Annotated in this window: 15 protein-coding genes and 1 pseudogene; 5 read left to right on the top strand and 11 right to left on the bottom strand. The window is 60.3% G+C overall.

The genetic code is table 11. From position 1 onward, the window contains the following. Window positions 1-411 precede the first annotated feature (411 nt). Complete coding sequence (locus tag CR103_RS23010) at window positions 412-765, top strand: hypothetical protein (protein WP_099916140.1); 354 nt, start codon at window positions 412-414, stop codon at window positions 763-765. Between the two features lie 372 nt (window positions 766-1,137). Here CR103_RS23010 and CR103_RS11610 read toward each other — a convergent pair whose 3' ends face one another. From CR103_RS11610 to CR103_RS11590, 5 genes are all read right to left on the bottom strand, one after another. After that, the gene (locus CR103_RS11610) at window positions 1,138-2,154 is read right to left on the bottom strand and encodes a zinc-dependent alcohol dehydrogenase family protein (RefSeq protein WP_099916139.1); all 1,017 of its coding nucleotides are present in this window, start codon (window positions 2,152-2,154) and stop codon (window positions 1,138-1,140) included. Between the two features lie 70 nt (window positions 2,155-2,224). Continuing rightward, window positions 2,225-3,250: a zinc-binding alcohol dehydrogenase family protein gene (locus CR103_RS11605; protein WP_099916138.1), complete on the bottom strand. Its 1,026-nt coding sequence runs from the start codon at window positions 3,248-3,250 to the stop codon at window positions 2,225-2,227. A gap of 262 nt (window positions 3,251-3,512) precedes the next feature. Beyond that, window positions 3,513-4,226: an ABC transporter ATP-binding protein gene (locus CR103_RS11600; RefSeq protein ID WP_099916137.1), complete on the bottom strand. Its 714-nt coding sequence runs from the start codon at window positions 4,224-4,226 to the stop codon at window positions 3,513-3,515. Beyond that, entirely contained in the window at window positions 4,219-5,421 is a 1,203-nt protein-coding gene (locus CR103_RS11595; RefSeq protein WP_099916152.1) for an ABC transporter permease, read from the bottom strand. Before CR103_RS11595 ends, CR103_RS11600 begins: the two co-directional genes overlap by 8 nt. Before the next feature lie 5 nt (window positions 5,422-5,426). Then, a complete protein-coding gene (locus tag CR103_RS11590; protein WP_218968475.1) occupies window positions 5,427-6,638 on the bottom strand; it encodes an efflux RND transporter periplasmic adaptor subunit in 1,212 nt (403 codons plus the stop codon). A 336-nt stretch (window positions 6,639-6,974) separates the two neighbouring features. Here CR103_RS11590 and curA point away from each other — a divergent pair, with 336 nt between their 5' ends. Beyond that, entirely contained in the window at window positions 6,975-8,009 is a 1,035-nt protein-coding gene (gene curA / locus CR103_RS11585; RefSeq protein ID WP_099916135.1) for an NADPH-dependent curcumin/dihydrocurcumin reductase, read from the top strand. 21 nt (window positions 8,010-8,030) lie between these two features. Beyond that, a complete protein-coding gene (locus tag CR103_RS11580; RefSeq protein WP_180279358.1) occupies window positions 8,031-8,708 on the top strand; it encodes a type 1 glutamine amidotransferase domain-containing protein in 678 nt (225 codons plus the stop codon). 164 nt (window positions 8,709-8,872) lie between these two features. Here CR103_RS11580 and CR103_RS11575 read toward each other — a convergent pair whose 3' ends face one another. The 4 genes and pseudogenes from CR103_RS11575 to CR103_RS11560 form a co-directional block, all read right to left on the bottom strand. Then, complete coding sequence (locus tag CR103_RS11575) at window positions 8,873-10,882, bottom strand: putative bifunctional diguanylate cyclase/phosphodiesterase (RefSeq protein ID WP_180279357.1); 2,010 nt, start codon at window positions 10,880-10,882, stop codon at window positions 8,873-8,875. Next, entirely contained in the window at window positions 10,863-11,402 is a 540-nt protein-coding gene (locus CR103_RS11570) for a heme NO-binding domain-containing protein (RefSeq protein ID WP_099916132.1), read from the bottom strand. The genes CR103_RS11575 and CR103_RS11570 overlap by 20 nt, the downstream gene beginning before the upstream one ends. Before the next feature lie 147 nt (window positions 11,403-11,549). Continuing rightward, window positions 11,550-12,113 (bottom strand): annotated as a pseudogene (locus tag CR103_RS11565) (IS6 family transposase). Between the two features lie 408 nt (window positions 12,114-12,521). Then, on the bottom strand, window positions 12,522-12,920 hold the full coding sequence (locus tag CR103_RS11560; protein ID WP_229443017.1) for a hypothetical protein: 399 nt from the start codon (window positions 12,918-12,920) through the stop codon (window positions 12,522-12,524). A gap of 85 nt (window positions 12,921-13,005) precedes the next feature. On the opposite strand from CR103_RS11560, the gene CR103_RS11555 reads away from it, so the two are divergent. Together CR103_RS11555 and CR103_RS11550 are read left to right on the top strand one after the other, a co-directional pair. Then, window positions 13,006-13,827, top strand: a complete 822-nt coding sequence (locus tag CR103_RS11555; protein WP_099916131.1) for an alpha/beta fold hydrolase — start codon at window positions 13,006-13,008, stop codon at window positions 13,825-13,827. 146 nt (window positions 13,828-13,973) lie between these two features. Continuing rightward, window positions 13,974-14,549 (top strand): hypothetical protein, encoded by a 576-nt coding sequence (locus tag CR103_RS11550; RefSeq protein WP_099916130.1) that lies wholly within the window; start codon window positions 13,974-13,976, stop codon window positions 14,547-14,549. A 317-nt stretch (window positions 14,550-14,866) separates the two neighbouring features. Here the strand turns inward: CR103_RS11550 and CR103_RS11545 are convergent, their stop codons facing one another. Then, on the bottom strand, window positions 14,867-16,240 hold the full coding sequence (locus CR103_RS11545; protein ID WP_099916129.1) for a DASH family cryptochrome: 1,374 nt from the start codon (window positions 16,238-16,240) through the stop codon (window positions 14,867-14,869). Beyond that, window positions 16,237-16,380, bottom strand: a complete 144-nt coding sequence (locus CR103_RS11540) for a DUF2256 domain-containing protein (RefSeq protein ID WP_370659436.1) — start codon at window positions 16,378-16,380, stop codon at window positions 16,237-16,239. Before CR103_RS11540 ends, CR103_RS11545 begins: the two co-directional genes overlap by 4 nt. Window positions 16,381-16,530 lie beyond the last annotated feature (150 nt).

Genomic DNA, 16,530 nt, shown 5'->3' with positions numbered 1-16,530 from the left:
GTATTTCTGCGTCATTCGCTCCTGCCTCGACACCCTGCGCAAGCAAGGCCACAACATGCTTGCCGTGCTGCAGCAGGCCTTCGCCGGCACTCCTATTCAGTCAGCTGCATAGCGGCTGAATAGTTACTCCAAAATTTGGTCGACAGTAGGTATTAATAAATTCACGTACGCAAGTTTTTACGGCTGAGCCAACAACTGTCGCTGCGGCGCATTACTGACGACTTCATGATGGATTTGAATAACGTAGACCAATAGATACCGCGACCGAAAAAATTTTGGTCAGGCAAGACTTTATAAGGGCGCCATACAGGAGGCCAAAAAGCGGGTGACTCAGCAGCAGCAAGTTTTAGCCGAGTCAACGCTGTCAGATGTGGATCAGTCGTCGCGCTGCTGCGCATATCACACAATCCGATGCTGGACCAGGCGGGCAAATATTTGCACGACAAATATGGCGCGCGCACGGGCAACCTGCCGGGCCTGCTAAGCGGTTTAACATCCCCGCGCCCTCTTCGTACGGCCGAGGCAAACAAGGAAGAAGGCGAATTCAAAGTCCACGCCGGGATTTTCCAAACCAGCCGTATCCTGTTCTCGCGTCAAATTGCGTACCGGATGACCATGTACAAGCTGCGCCCCATACTGCCGACTTTTCGGGTGAGGCAGTCGCAGCGGCAGGGCCGACAGTTGGGAAGGTTTGATCGGTTTTCCCCGCCTGACCAGCGCCGCCTTCGATGCGCACGAGATGCGGCAGCGTGCGGCCACTTGTAAGGCGTTTGCGCTCTCCGTACTGGACGGCAGCGATCCGCGTTCCATCCCGCGCTTGTCGGGAATGGCGATGAAGAACCCTGACATTCGCCGCATTCTGGAAACAGCCGCCCGGAACTACTACGCAGGATCGCGCGAAAGCAGCAGGCGTGGCTCCAAAAGCACTCGGGCGCTAGTACACATCGTTGAGCTTGTATGACAATGCCGGCACGAGATTTGAAAATCCTTGTGTCGGTGGTTCGATTCCGCCCCGGGCCACCAAGAATATACTGCACGCAACGCCCACTCATGCAAGTGGGCGTTGTCGTGTCTGGAGCTCGCAGTCCTTGTATCCGGTCTATTTCCGTGCTGGAAGATGCGCGCCCACAAAGGTCCCTACTTCGTCACGTCGATTACGACCTTGCCGAAATGCGCGCCGGATTCCATGTACCGGTACGCATCTTTCGCTTGGGAAAATGGGAATACCCGATCGACCACGGGGGTTATTCCGGCTCCGTGAATGAAACGAATTACCTGTTCGAGCATGGCCCTACTGCCGACAAAAATCCCGACCATGCGCTTGGCGCCGGTCAGCAGCGTAGCGGGAGAGACTTCGCCGCCAAATCCACTGACGCCGCCAATAATGGCAATCGAGCCGCCCACGCCCGTGGAGGCGACCGAACGATTGATTGTTCCCTGGCCGCCCACTTCGAGTACCACGTTCACACCCTCGCCGTTTGTATGACGCAGTACTTCCTGGTGCCACTCCGGCGCGGCGGTGTAGTTGATAGTCACGTCCGCGCCAAGCGCACGCGCTCGGGCCAGTTTTTCATCGCTCGACGATGTGATGATCGCTCGCAAACCAGCCGCCTTCGCCAGTTGCAGACCCAGCACCGAAACACCACCGGTGCCTAGCAAGAGAACGGAATCACCGGGACGGGTGGCGGCTGACACAAAGATGGCATTCCATGCAGTAACGGCGGCGCATGGCAGGGTGGATGCTTCGATGAAGCCGAGCTGGTCCGGGATCTTGACCAGCGCATCTTCATGCAGTGTGACCTCTTCGGCCAGCATCCCATCGATGTCGCCGCCGAGCGCGCTGCGCACCTTGGCGGAAGTTGGCCCGCCATCGCGCCAATACGGGAAAAACGATGCTGTTACCCGGTCACCGGGCTTGACTTGCGTGACTGCTGAACCAACCTCGACGACTTGTCCCGCGCCGTCGGAGCACGGAATGATCGGGTCGTCTAGCTTTACCAGATAATTGCCTTTGGCGACCATCAGGTCGCGGTAGTTGAGCGATACAGCATGGACCTTCACGCGCACTTCATGCGGTGCAAGTGGTCGTTCTGGAATGTCTTTCAAATATAGTCCGTCAATGTCTTTCCCTGGCAGAATGCGGTAGGCCTTCATGTCGTCTCCTCGAATTACGTAAAACGCGGCGAAGCTGGCGCGGCTTGCGGCGCCAGCTTCGAGTTTGAAACTATGCCCCTGCGTCGAAACCGGAAAGCACGATCTTCCCGCGCGCCCGGCCACTCTCTATCAGCCGGTGGGCACGGCGCATGTTGTCTGCATTGATGGTGCCGAAACGCTCGGTCAACGTCGACTGCAAGACACCCGCCTCGATCATTTGAGCGACGGTGGTGAGCAAGCGATGCTGCTCGATCATGTCGGCTGTGGCGAACATCGAACGGGTGTACATGAATTCCCAATGCAGGGAGATGCTCTTGCGCTTAAGCAGCGTGACGTCGAGCGAGGCAGGATCGTCAATCAAACCGAGCTTGCCCTGCGGCGCCAGCGAGGCGACGATCTCCGGAAGATGCAGATCCGTGTGGGTCAGGCTTGCGACATAGTCGACCTGGGGTATGCCGATCTTCTGCAATTCTTCCGATAAGGGACGGGTATGGTCGATCACATGGTCGGCGCCCAGATCCCGTACCCATTGCCGGGTTTCGGGACGCGAAGCGGTGCCGATTACCGTCAGGCCGGTGAGCTTGCGCGCCAGCTGCACCATCATCGATCCCACGCCACCGGCGGCGCCGACAATGAGCAGCGTGCCGGTTGCCGACGGCGCAAAGCGGGATATCTGCAACCGGTCGAACAGCATTTCCCAGGCCGTGATGGTGGTCAGCGGCAGCGCAGCAGCCGCTTCAAAACTCAGGTTCGTTGGCATGCGCCCGACGATGCGCTCGTCCACCAGGTGCAATTCGCTGTTAGTGCCGGAGCGCAAGAGGTCGCCAGCATACATGACCCGGTCGCCCGGCTTGAACAGGGAAACTTTGTCGCCGACCGCGCGCACAATGCCGGCCGCGTCCCAGCCCAAAATCTTGGTCGCGCCATTCTCGGGGGCGACGTTGGCGCGTATTTTGGCATCGACCGGGTTAACCGATACCGCGCGCACCTCGACGAGCAGATCATGGCCCGTGGCGATGGGTTCGGGCAATTCGAAGTCGATCAGCGATGCCGGATGATCGATGGGGAGCGATTGTTGATATCCTACTGCTTTCATTTTCTCTCTCAATATATCAGTCTGGCGGTGGCGGCCGGGCCGCCTTCGGGCCGACCCGCGCAAGACAATGGATGCAACTGGTTAGCCATCAGTGTAACCTTTTGCGTCGCTGGTTCGATTGCGCCCCGGGCCACCAACAACAGCGTTCACGCAACGTCCAGAAAGAGACGTCTTGACCGAAGTCCAAGCACAGGTCAGAAATGTTTACCGAAGTGGTGACAATCCGCCCAAAAATAGCATCAGATCTCACCTGCTGCCTGCACTAGCCGGTTGCATCATCGCTCTCGATATTGCCGTCCACTAGCTCGATCATGCGGTCGCACTGCCCGGACAGGCGCGGATCGTGAGTGACCAGCAGAACCGCGCAGCCGGACTCCCGGTTGAATTTGCGGAACAGCTGGAACACTTCGGCGGCGGACTTGGTGTCGAGGTTGCCTGTGGGTTCGTCGGCCAGCAGCAGCGCCGGGCTGGTGACCAGCGCGCGGGCCACGGCGACACGCTGCTGCTGGCCGCCCGAGAGCTGGTCGGGCTTGCGCTGGTCGAGCCCCTCCAGGCCCACCTGGGCAAGCAGGCTGCGGGCGTGTTCAATCTGTTCGCGTGTGGGTTTGCCGGTGGCGACCATGAGCGGCATGAGCACGTTCTCCAGCGCGGTGAAGGCCTGGATCAGATGGTGGAACTGGAACACGAAGCCGATTGCGCTGCCGCGCAGCGCGGTACGCCGGGCGTCGTCCATGTTGCGGGTAGGCTCACCAAGCAGGAACAGCTCGCCCGCTGTAGGCCAGTCCAGCAGACCGATCACGTTGAGCAGCGTGCTCTTGCCCGAGCCCGACGCACCCACGAGCGCCGCGAAATCGCGGCGTTGCAGGCGCAGGTCCAGCCCGTGGAGCACTTCCACTTCGGTGGGCTTGCCGACGTTGTAGCTTTTTCGAAGGCCTTGCAGGCGCAGTATCTCCTCGCTGGGGTCATGCTCAGACATGGCGAATCGCCTCCACCGGGTCGAGGGAAGCGGCGCGGCGCGCCGGCACGGCTGCAGACAGAATGCCGGTGACCGCTGCCAGTGCCATCGCGGCCACCGGCAGCCATGGATCCACCGGAATGTAGAACAGCTTTGGGCCGAAGGTGTTGAACCCGGCCACCAGGCCATATCCCGCCGCGGCACCCAACAGCGAACCGGCCAGGCCGAACAGTGCGCCCTGGATCAGGAACACGCCCAGCATCTGTCGCCGCGTGGTGCCCATCGCGCGGAGGATCCCGATCTCACGCGTCCGCTGGACCACGCTCACCGACAGCACACTGGCAATGCCCAGCGCCACGCTCAATGCCACGAAAACGCTGATCATCCGCGTCGAGAGGTTCTGCGAGCGCAAGGCGTTCATCAGCTGTGCATTGGTTTCCATCCAGCTTTCCGCCTTCAGCCCTGTAAGGCGGGCGATACGCGTGGCGACTGCCTGCGCGGCGAAAATATCATCCACCGTCACGTCGATGATCGTCGCGGCGCCAGGCAGGTCGAGCAGGGACTGCGCTTGCTTCATGTCCAGGTAGACGTAGCGCGCATCCAACTCGCGCACGCCCAGTTCGAAGATGCCGGCGACGTTCACCACGCTCTCCCGTCCCTGGCCACCGTCCAGCCGCAGCTTGTCGCCGACGTGCATGCCGAGGTCGGTCGCCAGCTGCTTGCCGATCACGGTGTCGCCGGCGCCGATGCGGAACACGCCGGCGACGATGTCATCCTGAATCGGGATGATGCGCAGGTAGCGCGGCGCGTCAATGCCGACCAGCGCCACCGACTGCAGTGCCTCGCCGCGCCGCGCGAACGCCGGCCCGGAGATCAACGGCGACACGGCCGTGACACGCGGCAGCGTGTCGAGCACATCGCGCACCTGCTGCCAATTGTTGATCGACCGCAGGCGCTGGGCGCGCTTGCTCTCCAGTAGCAGGTGCGCGCTTCCCGAAGCAGACGGCAAGATGCGGTTGCGCTCTTCCGTGGGCTGTACCTTGATGTGGGCCTGGGTGCCCAGGGTACGGTTGATGATGTTGACCTGCAGTCCGGTGATCAGCGCAGTGAGGAAAACAATCACGGCGACACCCACGGCGATGCCGACCAGGATCAGGGTACTCTGCGTCTTGCCTTCACGCAGGAACTTGGTGGCGATGGTCCATTCGATCCACATCGGCATCAGTCCAGCTTGACCGGCAGTTCTTTGCGCGTGGCAGGGTCGACCGTCATGCCGGTGGCCACCACGCGCACGCGCTCGCCCTGTGCCAGCACGGCCTGCGCGTCCGCCAGTACCCACTCTCCGGCCCGCAAACCGGCCGTGACTTCTGTTTGAGTCAGGCCACGCAGCCCGAGCTGTACCTGGCGCCGCGTGGCGCGGCCATTCACGACCAGCCACAACGCGGCGTGGTTGCCGTCCGTGACAGCCAGTGCGTCGTTAGGCACGACGATGGCGCGGCCCCGGCGGCCCGTTTCCACGTTCACTGAAACGGTCATCCCCTGGCGCAAGAATCCGGGCACCGGGGCCACGGTGAGGCGAACTTCTACCGTGCCGCGCTGCGGATCGACGCTGGGAGCGATGAAGCCGACCTTTGCCGGGAACGGCCGCCCAGGGTAGGCGTCGGCGATACATACGGCCGCCTGACCGATGGCCAGCACTTCGAGGTTTTTTTCATCTAGCGGCACCACGACTTCGGTGTCGCCGCTGCGAGCGATTTCGAACAGGATGCGACCGGGCTGCACCAGGTCGCCCGGCTCAGCGTTGCGGGTCAGCACGGTACCGGCGACTTCGGCGCGGATCGTGGTCTTGGCCAACTGCGCTTTGGCGCTGGCCACCCGGGCGCGCGCCGCAGCCTCGCTTGGATTGCCGGTCACGAAAGAACGGGCAGTCAGTAGCGCCTGCTCGGCTGCGGTGCGGCTGATCGTCTCGGCTTGTATGGCCTGCTCCATCGTCTCGCGGGTGATCATGTGCTGCTGGAAGAGATCGCGACGACGCTGGGCTTCGCGGCTGGCCTGGGCCAACCGCGCTTCCGCCTCGCGCAGGCTGGCTTGCGCCTGCGGACGTGTCGACTGCTGCAACTGGGCCAGGGCGGCCTGCGCTTCAAGAACTGCGGCCTCGAGGTCGTCGGCACGCAGTACCGCCAATACGTCGCCAGGCTGTACTAGGTCGCCCTCCTGCACGCGCCGCACGACTACCACCCCGGTCACCGGGCTGCCGACCTGGGCGCGCGATACGGCCGCCACGCGGCCGGTGGCCACGACAGTCTGCACCAGTGGCCGCGCCGTCACTTCGTAACCGGCCAAGGCCGGCCCTCGCATTTTCTGCACCAGCGCCCATCCCAGGGCGCCGAAGGCCAAGCAGCCGACGGCGATAAAAAAGAGGGTGCGTTTCATGGTGTGACTTTGAATAGGCATGGTGCCACTATGTTAACCGATTGTTCCCATGGCCTTGCCGTGTGCATCCACGCCGTGGACCTGGAATGAATTCTTTGCCAGGTCGATTCCGATTGTCGTCGTCTTGATGCCGACGCCTTCCGCGGTTCAAGTGGTTGTTCGACACTGCCACTTTGGCGCGTTCGATGCCGTTACGGGTGGGGGCGTCCATCCGATTGACTTCCTGCGCGCTGGCGATCGTGCTGTCGGCCTTGCTAGATGTGCAGCGCGACAAAAAACCCGAAAACCTGCTTCAATACGCCCTAAAACCGCTTCCAAGCTGCAAAGGACTGGACCATGCCGCAAGCCGCAAGCCGCAATCGCAGCATCGTGCTGCAGCAGCGCCCGCACGGCGCGCCCGACGCCGGCACGTTTCGCCTGACCGCCACGCCAGTACCGGCGCCGCAGGGAAACCAGGTACTGCTGCGCACCCTGTTCCTGTCGCTCGATCCGTACATGCGCGGGCGCATCAGCGACGCGCCGTCGTATTCCGCGCCCGTCGAGATCGGCGCCGTGATGGTCGGCGCCACCGTCTCGCGCGTCGAAACCTCGCGCCACCCCGACTTCGAGGTCGGCCAGCTAGTGCTCGGCTACAGCGGCTGGCAAGACTACGCGCTGTCGGATGGCGCCGGCCTGAACAAGCTCGGCGACGACGTGACGCTGGCCTCGCGTGCGCTGGGTGTGCTCGGCATGCCCGGTTTCACCGCCTACATGGGCCTGCTCGACATCGGCCAGCCGAAAGCGGGCGACACCGTCGTCGTGGCGGCCGCCAGCGGCGCGGTCGGGTCACTGGTCGGCCAGATCGCCAGGATCAAGGGCGCGCGCGCAGTTGGCATCGCCGGCGGCGCGGACAAATGCCGCTATGTGGTCGACGAACTCGGCTTCGATGCCGGCATCGATCACCGCGCGCCCGATTTCGCGCAGCAGCTCGTTGCAGCCTGCCCGGCCGGCATCGATGTGTATTTCGAGAACGTCGGCGGCGCAGTCTTCGACGCAGTGCTGCCCTTGCTCAACACCCTGGCGCGCATCCCCGTCTGCGGCCTGATCGCCGACTACAACGCCACCGAACTGCCGCCCGGCCCGGACCGGCTTGGCCTGCTGGCCCGCACCATCTTGACCAAGCGCATCAAAATGCAGGGCTTCATTATTTTTGACGACTACGGGCCGCACTTCGGCAAATTCTTCGCCCAGATGAGCCAGTGGCTCAAGGACGGCAAGATCAAATTCCGGGAAGACATCGTCGACGGCCTCGAGAATGCGCCGCAAGCTTTTAACGGACTGCTCGAAGGGAAGAATTTCGGCAAGCTCGTCATCCGCGTCACCCAAGACTGAACGACTCACCAAGGAATTCACATGAATATATTAATGGTAATGACCTCACACGATCAACTCGGCAACACCGGCAAAAAAACCGGCTTCTGGCTGGAGGAGTTCGCCGCGCCCTATTACACCCTGACGGATGCCGGCGCCAGGGTGACCGTCGTCTCGCCGCTGGGCGGCCAGCCGCCGCTCGATCCGAAAAGCGACGAGCCGGACGCGCAAACCGACGCGACCCGGCGTTTCAAAGGGGACGCAGCCGCACAAGCCACGCTCGCCTCGACCGGCAAGCTGGTCGAGGTGAACGCGAAAGACTTCGATGCCGTGTTCTATCCTGGCGGACACGGCCCGTTGTGGGACCTGGCGCAAGACAAGGCATCGATCGCCCTGATCGAAGCGATGGCCGCCGCCGGTAAGCCGGTCGCCGCGATTTGCCACGCACCGGGGGTCCTGCGCCACGTAAAATCCGCCGACGGGACTCCATTGGTCAAGGGCAAGAAGGTAACCGGTTTCACCAACACGGAAGAAGAAACGGTTGGCCTCACCAAGGTAGTGCCGTTCTTGGTCGAGGACATGCTCAAGGAAAACGGCGGCCATTATTCGAAAGGTGCCGACTGGCAGTCGTATGTTCTCACCGATGGCAACCTGGTCACCGGACAGAATCCGGCCTCGTCGGAAGAAGGTGCGAAGGCGCTGATCAAGCTGCTGGCCTGATCGAATAATGTTCTTCACGAAACGCCAGCCCGCACCGGCTGGCGTTGTTGTTTGTGGACTGCGCAGTGCTCGTGTCCGGTCAATTTCCGGTCCAGAGCCCAGGCCCAGCTCGCAGGGATGCCAAGTGACACCAAAATAGTGAGATTGCTAAAACTTGGAAAGTGTTATGTCCTCATTGCACTTTGCCCGCGCCAAGCTGCCTCGGCTGCATCGGCCCGCATGGGCTTGAAATAATAGTAGCCTTGTACAAAATCGGCGCCCATTTCCCCTAACAACTTAACCTCGGCGACCGTTTCGGCCCCCTCGGCTACCACGTCCATGCCCAAGATGTGAGCAAGCATCATGACCACTTCGGCAATCTGGCGCTTGTCATCGTGCAGGTCCATCTGGCTGACGAAGGAACGATCGATTTTCAGGGTGTCGATCGGCAGGCGCCGCAATTGGCTCAGTGAAGAATAGCCGGTACCGAAATCGTCGAGCGATAGCTTGACGCCCAGTTGCTTTAACTGCAGCAATATGCCCAGCGCGTGCTCAGGGGCGGCCGTGATCGCGCTTTCGGTCAATTCCAGTCTCAATGTGCCTGCAATGATGCCAGTCTCGTTGAGGGTCTGTTCAACGAGCGCGACCAGGCCGTGGTGGGACAGCTGCATGGCCGATAGATTCACACTCATCGTCATCGACCGTCCGCTGTCATGCTGCCAGGTGCGCAGCTGCCGGCATGCATGCCGGAGGATCCAGGAACCCATCGCGCTAATCAGGCCGATCTCTTCGGCCACCGGGATGAATTCGGCCGGGCCGACCGCGCCGTAGATAGGGTGGTCCCAGCGTAGCAGCGCCTCGAAGCCGCAGATCAGGCCATCGCGGGGGCTGACGATCGGCTGGTAGGCCAGCCACAATTCACCCCGTTCCTGCGCCAGGCGCAGTTCCGATTCGAGCTGCAATCGACGCAAGGCCTTCTGCTGCATGGCGGTGTCGAACATGACCCAGCGCGCCCGGCCCTGCTGCTTAGCTTGATACATGGCGATATCGGCGTCGCGCAGTATGTTCTTCACGTCCTCGTAACCGCTCGCGCTTTGGACGATGCCGATACTGGCCGTGACGATGACCTGCTGCTCATCCAGCACGAAGGCTTCGGCCATGACGCTCATCAGCCTTTCGGCTACGCGCACTGGGACCTGCTCGCAGCTTATATTGTCGAGCAGGATAATAAACTCGTCGCCGCCCATGCGGGCCACGATATCGTCGCCGCCATCGTCCTCATCGCCGCGCGTTACCAGATCGATCTGGCGCAGCGCAGAAGACAAGCGGTTGGCGGTGGCGATGATCAACTGGTCACCTGCTTGGTGCCCCAGGCCATCGTTAACCGATTTGAAACGGTCCAGATCGACGAACAGTACGCTGAATTTGTAGCCTGGTACACGCTTTGCGCGTCGCTGAGCCTGCTGCAGGCGGTCGAGGAATAGCTTACGGTTTCCCAGTTGGGTCAGCGGATCGTGATGCGCATCGTGCATCAGCTTGGTCTTGGTGCGGTTGCGTTCGATCACGCGTCCGAGCTGGATGCCGATTTGGGCCATCAAGCGCAGCAGCGCCTCGTCAGGCGTCTGGTGCTTCATGCTGAAGAACTCGAGCACAGCCATTACATCGGTGCCGATCATCACAGGGAACGCAAACAATGAGCGCAGGCCTGCGCGCTTCGCTTCCGGCAGGCGCGGATAGGCATCCGCATCATGACTGCCGACATTGACCCAAGCCGGCGCACCGCTGTCAACTACCCGACCAGGCAGGCCGGTGCCATTGCCGAACGCGATCGATTCAGTCAGCGCACGCAAGGCGTCGTACTGGCCATTGCTTTCGTCATGCCAAATGGTCGTGGAATGAAGCGTGCGGCCAACGCCGTCATCGGACAACAGCAAATGGCCCAGCGGCCAGTATGCGAACTTACATACTGCGGCGAGGGCGTGGCACATCGCGTCTTCCACGCTGGTAGCCTGGTTCGCTGCCGTGGCGATCGTTTCAAGCAGGGCAATCTCCTGCTGCCTTTGGAACAGGTCGCGCAGACCGCGTTCGGCGATCGCTTCGGCTTCATGGCGCGCGGTAGTCGCGCGCAGCAGGCGTCGGTTCAGGCGGGCGATTTCGGCGTTGAGCGCCGCCGCGTCATTGATGGAATCGGACATGGAACACACATTTGGAAGCGCCTTCATGCATGCATTGTTGCTGCTCGATCTCCGCCTGCTCATGGAAATGCTCGGCGGCGCCCTTTATGAAGCCTTCCGCTAATGCGCACAACTTGCGCGGCGAGCTGTAGCCAATAATTAAGCCGCCATCATCGTCGACCCCAAAATCGAACACCGGCGTGATCGCACCGGGATACAGTTTGTGCACTTCTGGATGAATGATGTTGTTCAGCGAAAGCAGGAAGCTGCGTGTTTCGGCATGGTCGCTGAAAAAGCCGGAATGACGGGCGAACAGCAAGGGCATGGCGCGTTGGCCAAACCAGCGCAGGACGTCGGAGGGCGGAAGGTTGAGCGTCTTCGACGCCACGCCGACCAGGGCGACGATCTCGTCGTCGGCATAGCTGCCGAGGGACGTGTAGGCACCCGACAGGTTGGCTTCATCGAGCAGCTTGTCCCAAGTCTCCTCGCCGAACTCTGTGCTGACGGCTTTCTCGAGCAAATTGAAAACGATACCTTTCATATAGCCCCTGTATTTTGAGAAATATGGCAATAATATTGCAAATTAGAAACAATAGTTAAACTGGCATTGTCAACTTGGCGAACCGACGGGACGAGCCAGGAAAATCGAGGCCGAACTGCCTGGATTTGGAGGAAGGAAGTGCCGAGCTTACAAGGGATTGCGTACACCAGTGACCTCATTCCAGAGAGAAAATGCCTGAGTGCGGAAGTCGCGGCACTGCTGGACGACAGAGCGTTGCGCTGACACCGGAAAGCATTGTTGATCTGACCGTGTGGTGACAGGAAGCGCTGTGCAGACCGGGGAACTTGAAGCGGCGCATCTGTCGTTCTCCGTTGTCGCGTCGGTTGAGGAGCTTGCGCAAAAAGCGTTTTGCTGCCTGCCGGTTGCGCCGGCTCTGCATGAGGATATCGAGCACATGGCCGTCCTGATCGACTGCGCACCACAGGTAGTGATGCTTGCCCTTGATGATTAGCACCACTTCGTCAAGATACCATTTGTCCCCCGCTGCGGCTGACGCCAGCGCAGTTCATTGGCATATCCCTGGCCGAACTTCAACGTCCATTGGCGGATCGTCTCGCAGGTGACGATGATGCCACGACTGGCCATCAATTCTTCGATATCGCGAAAACTCAGCGAAAACCGGAAGTAGAGCCACACCACGTGGCTGATGATTTCGCCGGCAGGCCTACAACCTGACGCGCATGGCGACAATTTTTGGTTGGCGTTTGTCGACCGTATAGGGCGGAATCCGCCCGGAGAGCGCCGAAAGGCGTGAAACCGCGCGAGAACCGCCCTGAAAAGCGGCCAGAACCACAGCGATTTCAAGGCTGCATACGGGTTTGCGAACGACAAATTCGACTAATCATCGATAAAACCCGCAGGTATTCATGCCTTTTTCAACGTCCTGCTAAGTTGACAATACCGTTAACAGTATCCCGCGCAGCCATTCCATAAGAACCGAAAGACGCGCCTATTGTTTCCCGACGTAAGCTTCCGGATCGATATCGTTGGGAACTATTCCATTAATAAATTCCGCCTTACATACGACGAATTGGATGGCCAGCTCATGTCGCTTGGTCAAACCCAATCCACCCAAGTTAAGGCATTTCAGCAGTTTTTCTAAGTCATCTTCTTGTGTGGTTTTGCACCTGGCTTGCTTGGCTTCGAACGATTGTCTCGATGTCGATAGGTCTTCCCGGCAATTAGCCGTAGCAGGCCGCGCAGCAGCGTTCCAAGCTTTCTGCCGATTTTTTCACCAAGCAGAAGTATGGGCATCAGCGGCTTGAGCGCGGTGTGGGCGTAGGCATGGTTGATGCGTATATTTTTGGATAAATCGGCGTCGGCATGGGCGGTCATCGAGACAAGGGATCGAAGATTGTCGCGAAGGATTTTGGCGGCAACGTCCTGAACCAGGCGGTGCTTGGGACGGTTGAACGCTTTTTCGATGCCCCAGCGCTTGTAATAGAACTCGCCCACGCAGGTGCAGCCGCCGGCGTTAGTGTCGTTTGGTGTCTGCATCCGTCATGCTTGCCGCACACTGGCGCACAGTGTGCGTCTGCGTACGGTTCCATGGGGCCGGTACTGGCAACCTCACTGCATCGATATGCTCAAGGCTGGAGAAGCGATCATGCATCACGTGCGGCGCGGCGCAGGAAAGCCTTTGTTGTTAATCCACGGTCTCGGGGGGACATGGCAGTCCTGGCATCCCATTTTGGACGATCTTGCTGCACACCGGGAAGTCATCGCAGTCGACTTGCCCGGCTTCGGCCAGACGCCGCGCCTGGCCGGAGAAACCTCGATGCATACGCTGGCCGACGAAATGAGCAAGTTTATCAATGCCAATGGTCTCGCCGGAGTCGACACGGTTGGCAGCTCAATGGGCGCGCGGTTAGTCCTTGAACTGGCGCGGCGCGGCGGGGTGGTGGGCGCAGTAGTGTCGCTTAACCCGGGAGGGTTTTGGCAAGGGTGGCAACGACACGCGTTTTACAGTTCTATCTACCTGTCGATTCGGTTGCTGCGGCTGCTGCGCCCTGCACTGCCGCGCATCACCGCAAATACGGTTGGCCGAGCGCTACTGCTGGCACAATTTTCCTCAAGGCCCACCCACGTGCCGGCGAACATTGCGCTCGATGAGCTGCGCGGTTATGTCGCCGCTCCCGCTTTTGATGAACTGTTGTACCAGCTTGCATACGGTGAAGAGCAACAAGGCGCACCAAGACATGCACTCTTGCACCCGCTTGTCATTGGATGGGGAAGACAGGACCGGGTGTGCTTTCCCGGACAAGCCAAGCGCGCCCTGGAACTGTTTCCGGATGCCCGCATGCATTGGTTCGAGCGATGCGGTCACTTCCCACACTGGGACGCGCCGGCGGAAACGTCGCAACTCATTCTGAGCGCTTTCGCGCCAAAGCCTGGCCATGCCTGACCACGCCGCCGCTGCGTAAAAAAGCCCGACCGAGCCGGCTTCCATGCCCGTTGGAGCATGCAGCGCGTGATGTCCGAGTAGTCCCTGCAGCCTGGCTTTTTTGCTTTCCGGGCAAAAAACGCCAAGGCCGGGGTACCCTGCACCCTATGAAACTTAATCATCTTCCCGTACACACCCTGGAACTGCGCGTTCGCGAACTGCAGCAATTGTTCAATTCGCTCGACCCATCGCCATTCCTGACCAAGGACCTGGCCCGTTCGGCCGAGGCCTACATCGAAAGCTGGGCCCTGCCGATAGCGCGGGGCAGCCGGCTGCAGCTGACCATCCACGTCGAACAGCTCGACAAGGTGCAGGAAGCGAGCGACCTGATGTCCGAAGCCATCCACAATCACTACGGCTACAAGTCGGACCTGGTGCGCGCCGAACTGCGCCAGCTGCTACGGCAGGGCAGGATCAGCCTGGCCATCGGGCTGGTCTTCGTCGCGGCCTGCCTGCTGGCGGCCGAAATGCTCACCCACCCCACCCAGGGCGCAGCCGGCAGCATCGCACGCGAAAGCCTGACCATCATTGGATGGGTGGCGATGTGGCGGCCAGTGCAAATTTTTCTATACGACTGGTGGCCGGTGGTCGGCCGCATCCATGGCTACGACAATTTGAAATTCGCCCGTGTCGAGGTGGTGGATGCGGCAGAGGGCGAGCACTTGCTTGAAGAAGCGGGCTAGTTACTGTGAAAGATGGCATTGGCCGAAAATCAGTCCTGCTGTAATGCCGTCCCTTGACCTGGTAGCTCGGTCGCGAGAGCAGAGGATTGAAAATTTTTGTACAAGGTCAATTGCATGACCATGCAAGGACCGTACGCCAACGAATGTGTCATCAGGGCCAACAAGCCAAAGCATGATCGGCGTTTCATCGTCTGCCTCGGTGTGGGTATCGGTGTATAGCTCTGGTAGCGAAGATAATGCGATGCGCCAGTATCGTCAACCCCGCGCAATGGATCGGCAGCCCAACCTCGCTGGCCCGCAGGTGACGTGCTGCGAAGCTATCTTGCGCTCCACAGCCGCCGATACGCCCCGTCAGCATCATACTCACGGGCCTGCTTCTGGAGATTGAATCGTCTTCCACTGCGCGGATCGGTGCCGCGGCCAGCAATATATAACCAGTTGCCTTGATTACTGTAGACGTCGTAATCGATCAATTGCGCCTCGAACCAGGCCGCGCCTGCGCGCCAGTCGCAGCCCAGGTCATGCACCAGGTAACTTGCGACAATCTGGCGCAAGCGGTTCGATACATAGCCGGTAATGCGCAGTTCCGCCATCCCCGCATCGACCAGCGGTTCTCCGGTTCTGGCTTCGCGCCAGGCGTCGAACCGGCGCGTATTGTGGCTAGGCTGGGGCAAGCTCGTCAGGCCTTGTGCGCGGTAAAGCTGCACGCCGTACTTCAGGTGCAGCAGGCGGAAATAGTCACGCCACAGCAACTCGAACCAGATCCAGTAGGTGCTGTCGTTAGCGCCGTGCTCCGCCTCGAATTGTTTCAAGGCCGCGTAGGCGGTGCGTGCGGACAGCGCTCCGGATGCCAGCCAGGGCGAAAATTTAGTGGAATAATCGACGCCCGTTACACCATTGCGTGTCTGCTTGTAGGTGTGCGCCAGCTGGCGATCGAAATACTGGCGCACATGTTCAGCAGCAGCACTTGCGCCGCCAGAAAATCGGGATGATAAATACGGAAACGATGAGCGGGTGCCGGCTTGAGGTTCAATTGCTTCGGCCTCGGCGAACCCGGACGAGATCGCGCCACTGGCCGCCCCCCATTGTTCGGCCACGGCCGCATACGCCGGCGGCAAGGCCGGGATTTTTTGCGGTGTTGCCAGCGGCGGCGGCGGCAGCACGCGGTGGCGCTCGACCGTCGCACGAAAGCTGCTAAAAACGTCGGGTAAAGCATCTGGCACAAAAGGTAAATTGGCCGGGTCGAGCAGGCTCGATTGCCACACTGTCTTCACCGTCAAACCCGCGGCACGTAATGCGGCAACTTCTTCTTGCTCTTCTGGAGCGGCAATTTCTTCGCAATAGACCGTGGTCGCACCAATTGCACGCGCCAGTACAGGCAGCAATGCTGTCGGGTTTCCTTCCACCTCCAGCAAGTCGCTGTCGTGCGACTTCAGTTGGATTGCCAGGTCAGCCAAGGTGGATGCCAAAAACTGCTGGCGATGCGCACTGGTGCGCGGCACATTCCAGCGCGTCATTTGCCACGCGGTGGAGCTGCGGCAATAGACGAGCAATAGATTATTTGCTTGTTGGCAAGCCTGTATCAAGGCCGGATTGTCATCCAGCCGCAGATCATTGCGGAACCAATAAATGAGCGTCGCAGAGGGAGATGCGGCGGCGTCGGAAGCGGCAAGCGGTAGCGATGGATTCATACTTTGCGTTTGCTATCCTGGCGACAGCGATCTGAACAGTATTTCACGTCGAACCACACTTTTTCCCATTTTTTTCGCCAGGTAAATGGCAGATTGCATTGCTGACAGAGCTTGCTCGGGAGGTCGGATTTTTTTCGCATGCGCATTTGAGCAATCCCTGGCTAAGCTCGTACTTGAAGGGGCGCTACCATACACCGACAGGCCCCGCGTGATCTTATAACACAACGTGCGAGGCCGTCGACTGGCCCGTGCGGTGCCGAAGAACGTGCATTGTTCTGACGTTGTCTCCG

The sequence above is a fragment of the Massilia psychrophila genome, assembly GCF_002760665.1.
Classification (GTDB): Bacteria; Pseudomonadota; Gammaproteobacteria; order Burkholderiales; family Burkholderiaceae_D; genus JAFCUW01.
This window is presented reverse-complemented; position numbering and strand designations above follow the sequence as displayed.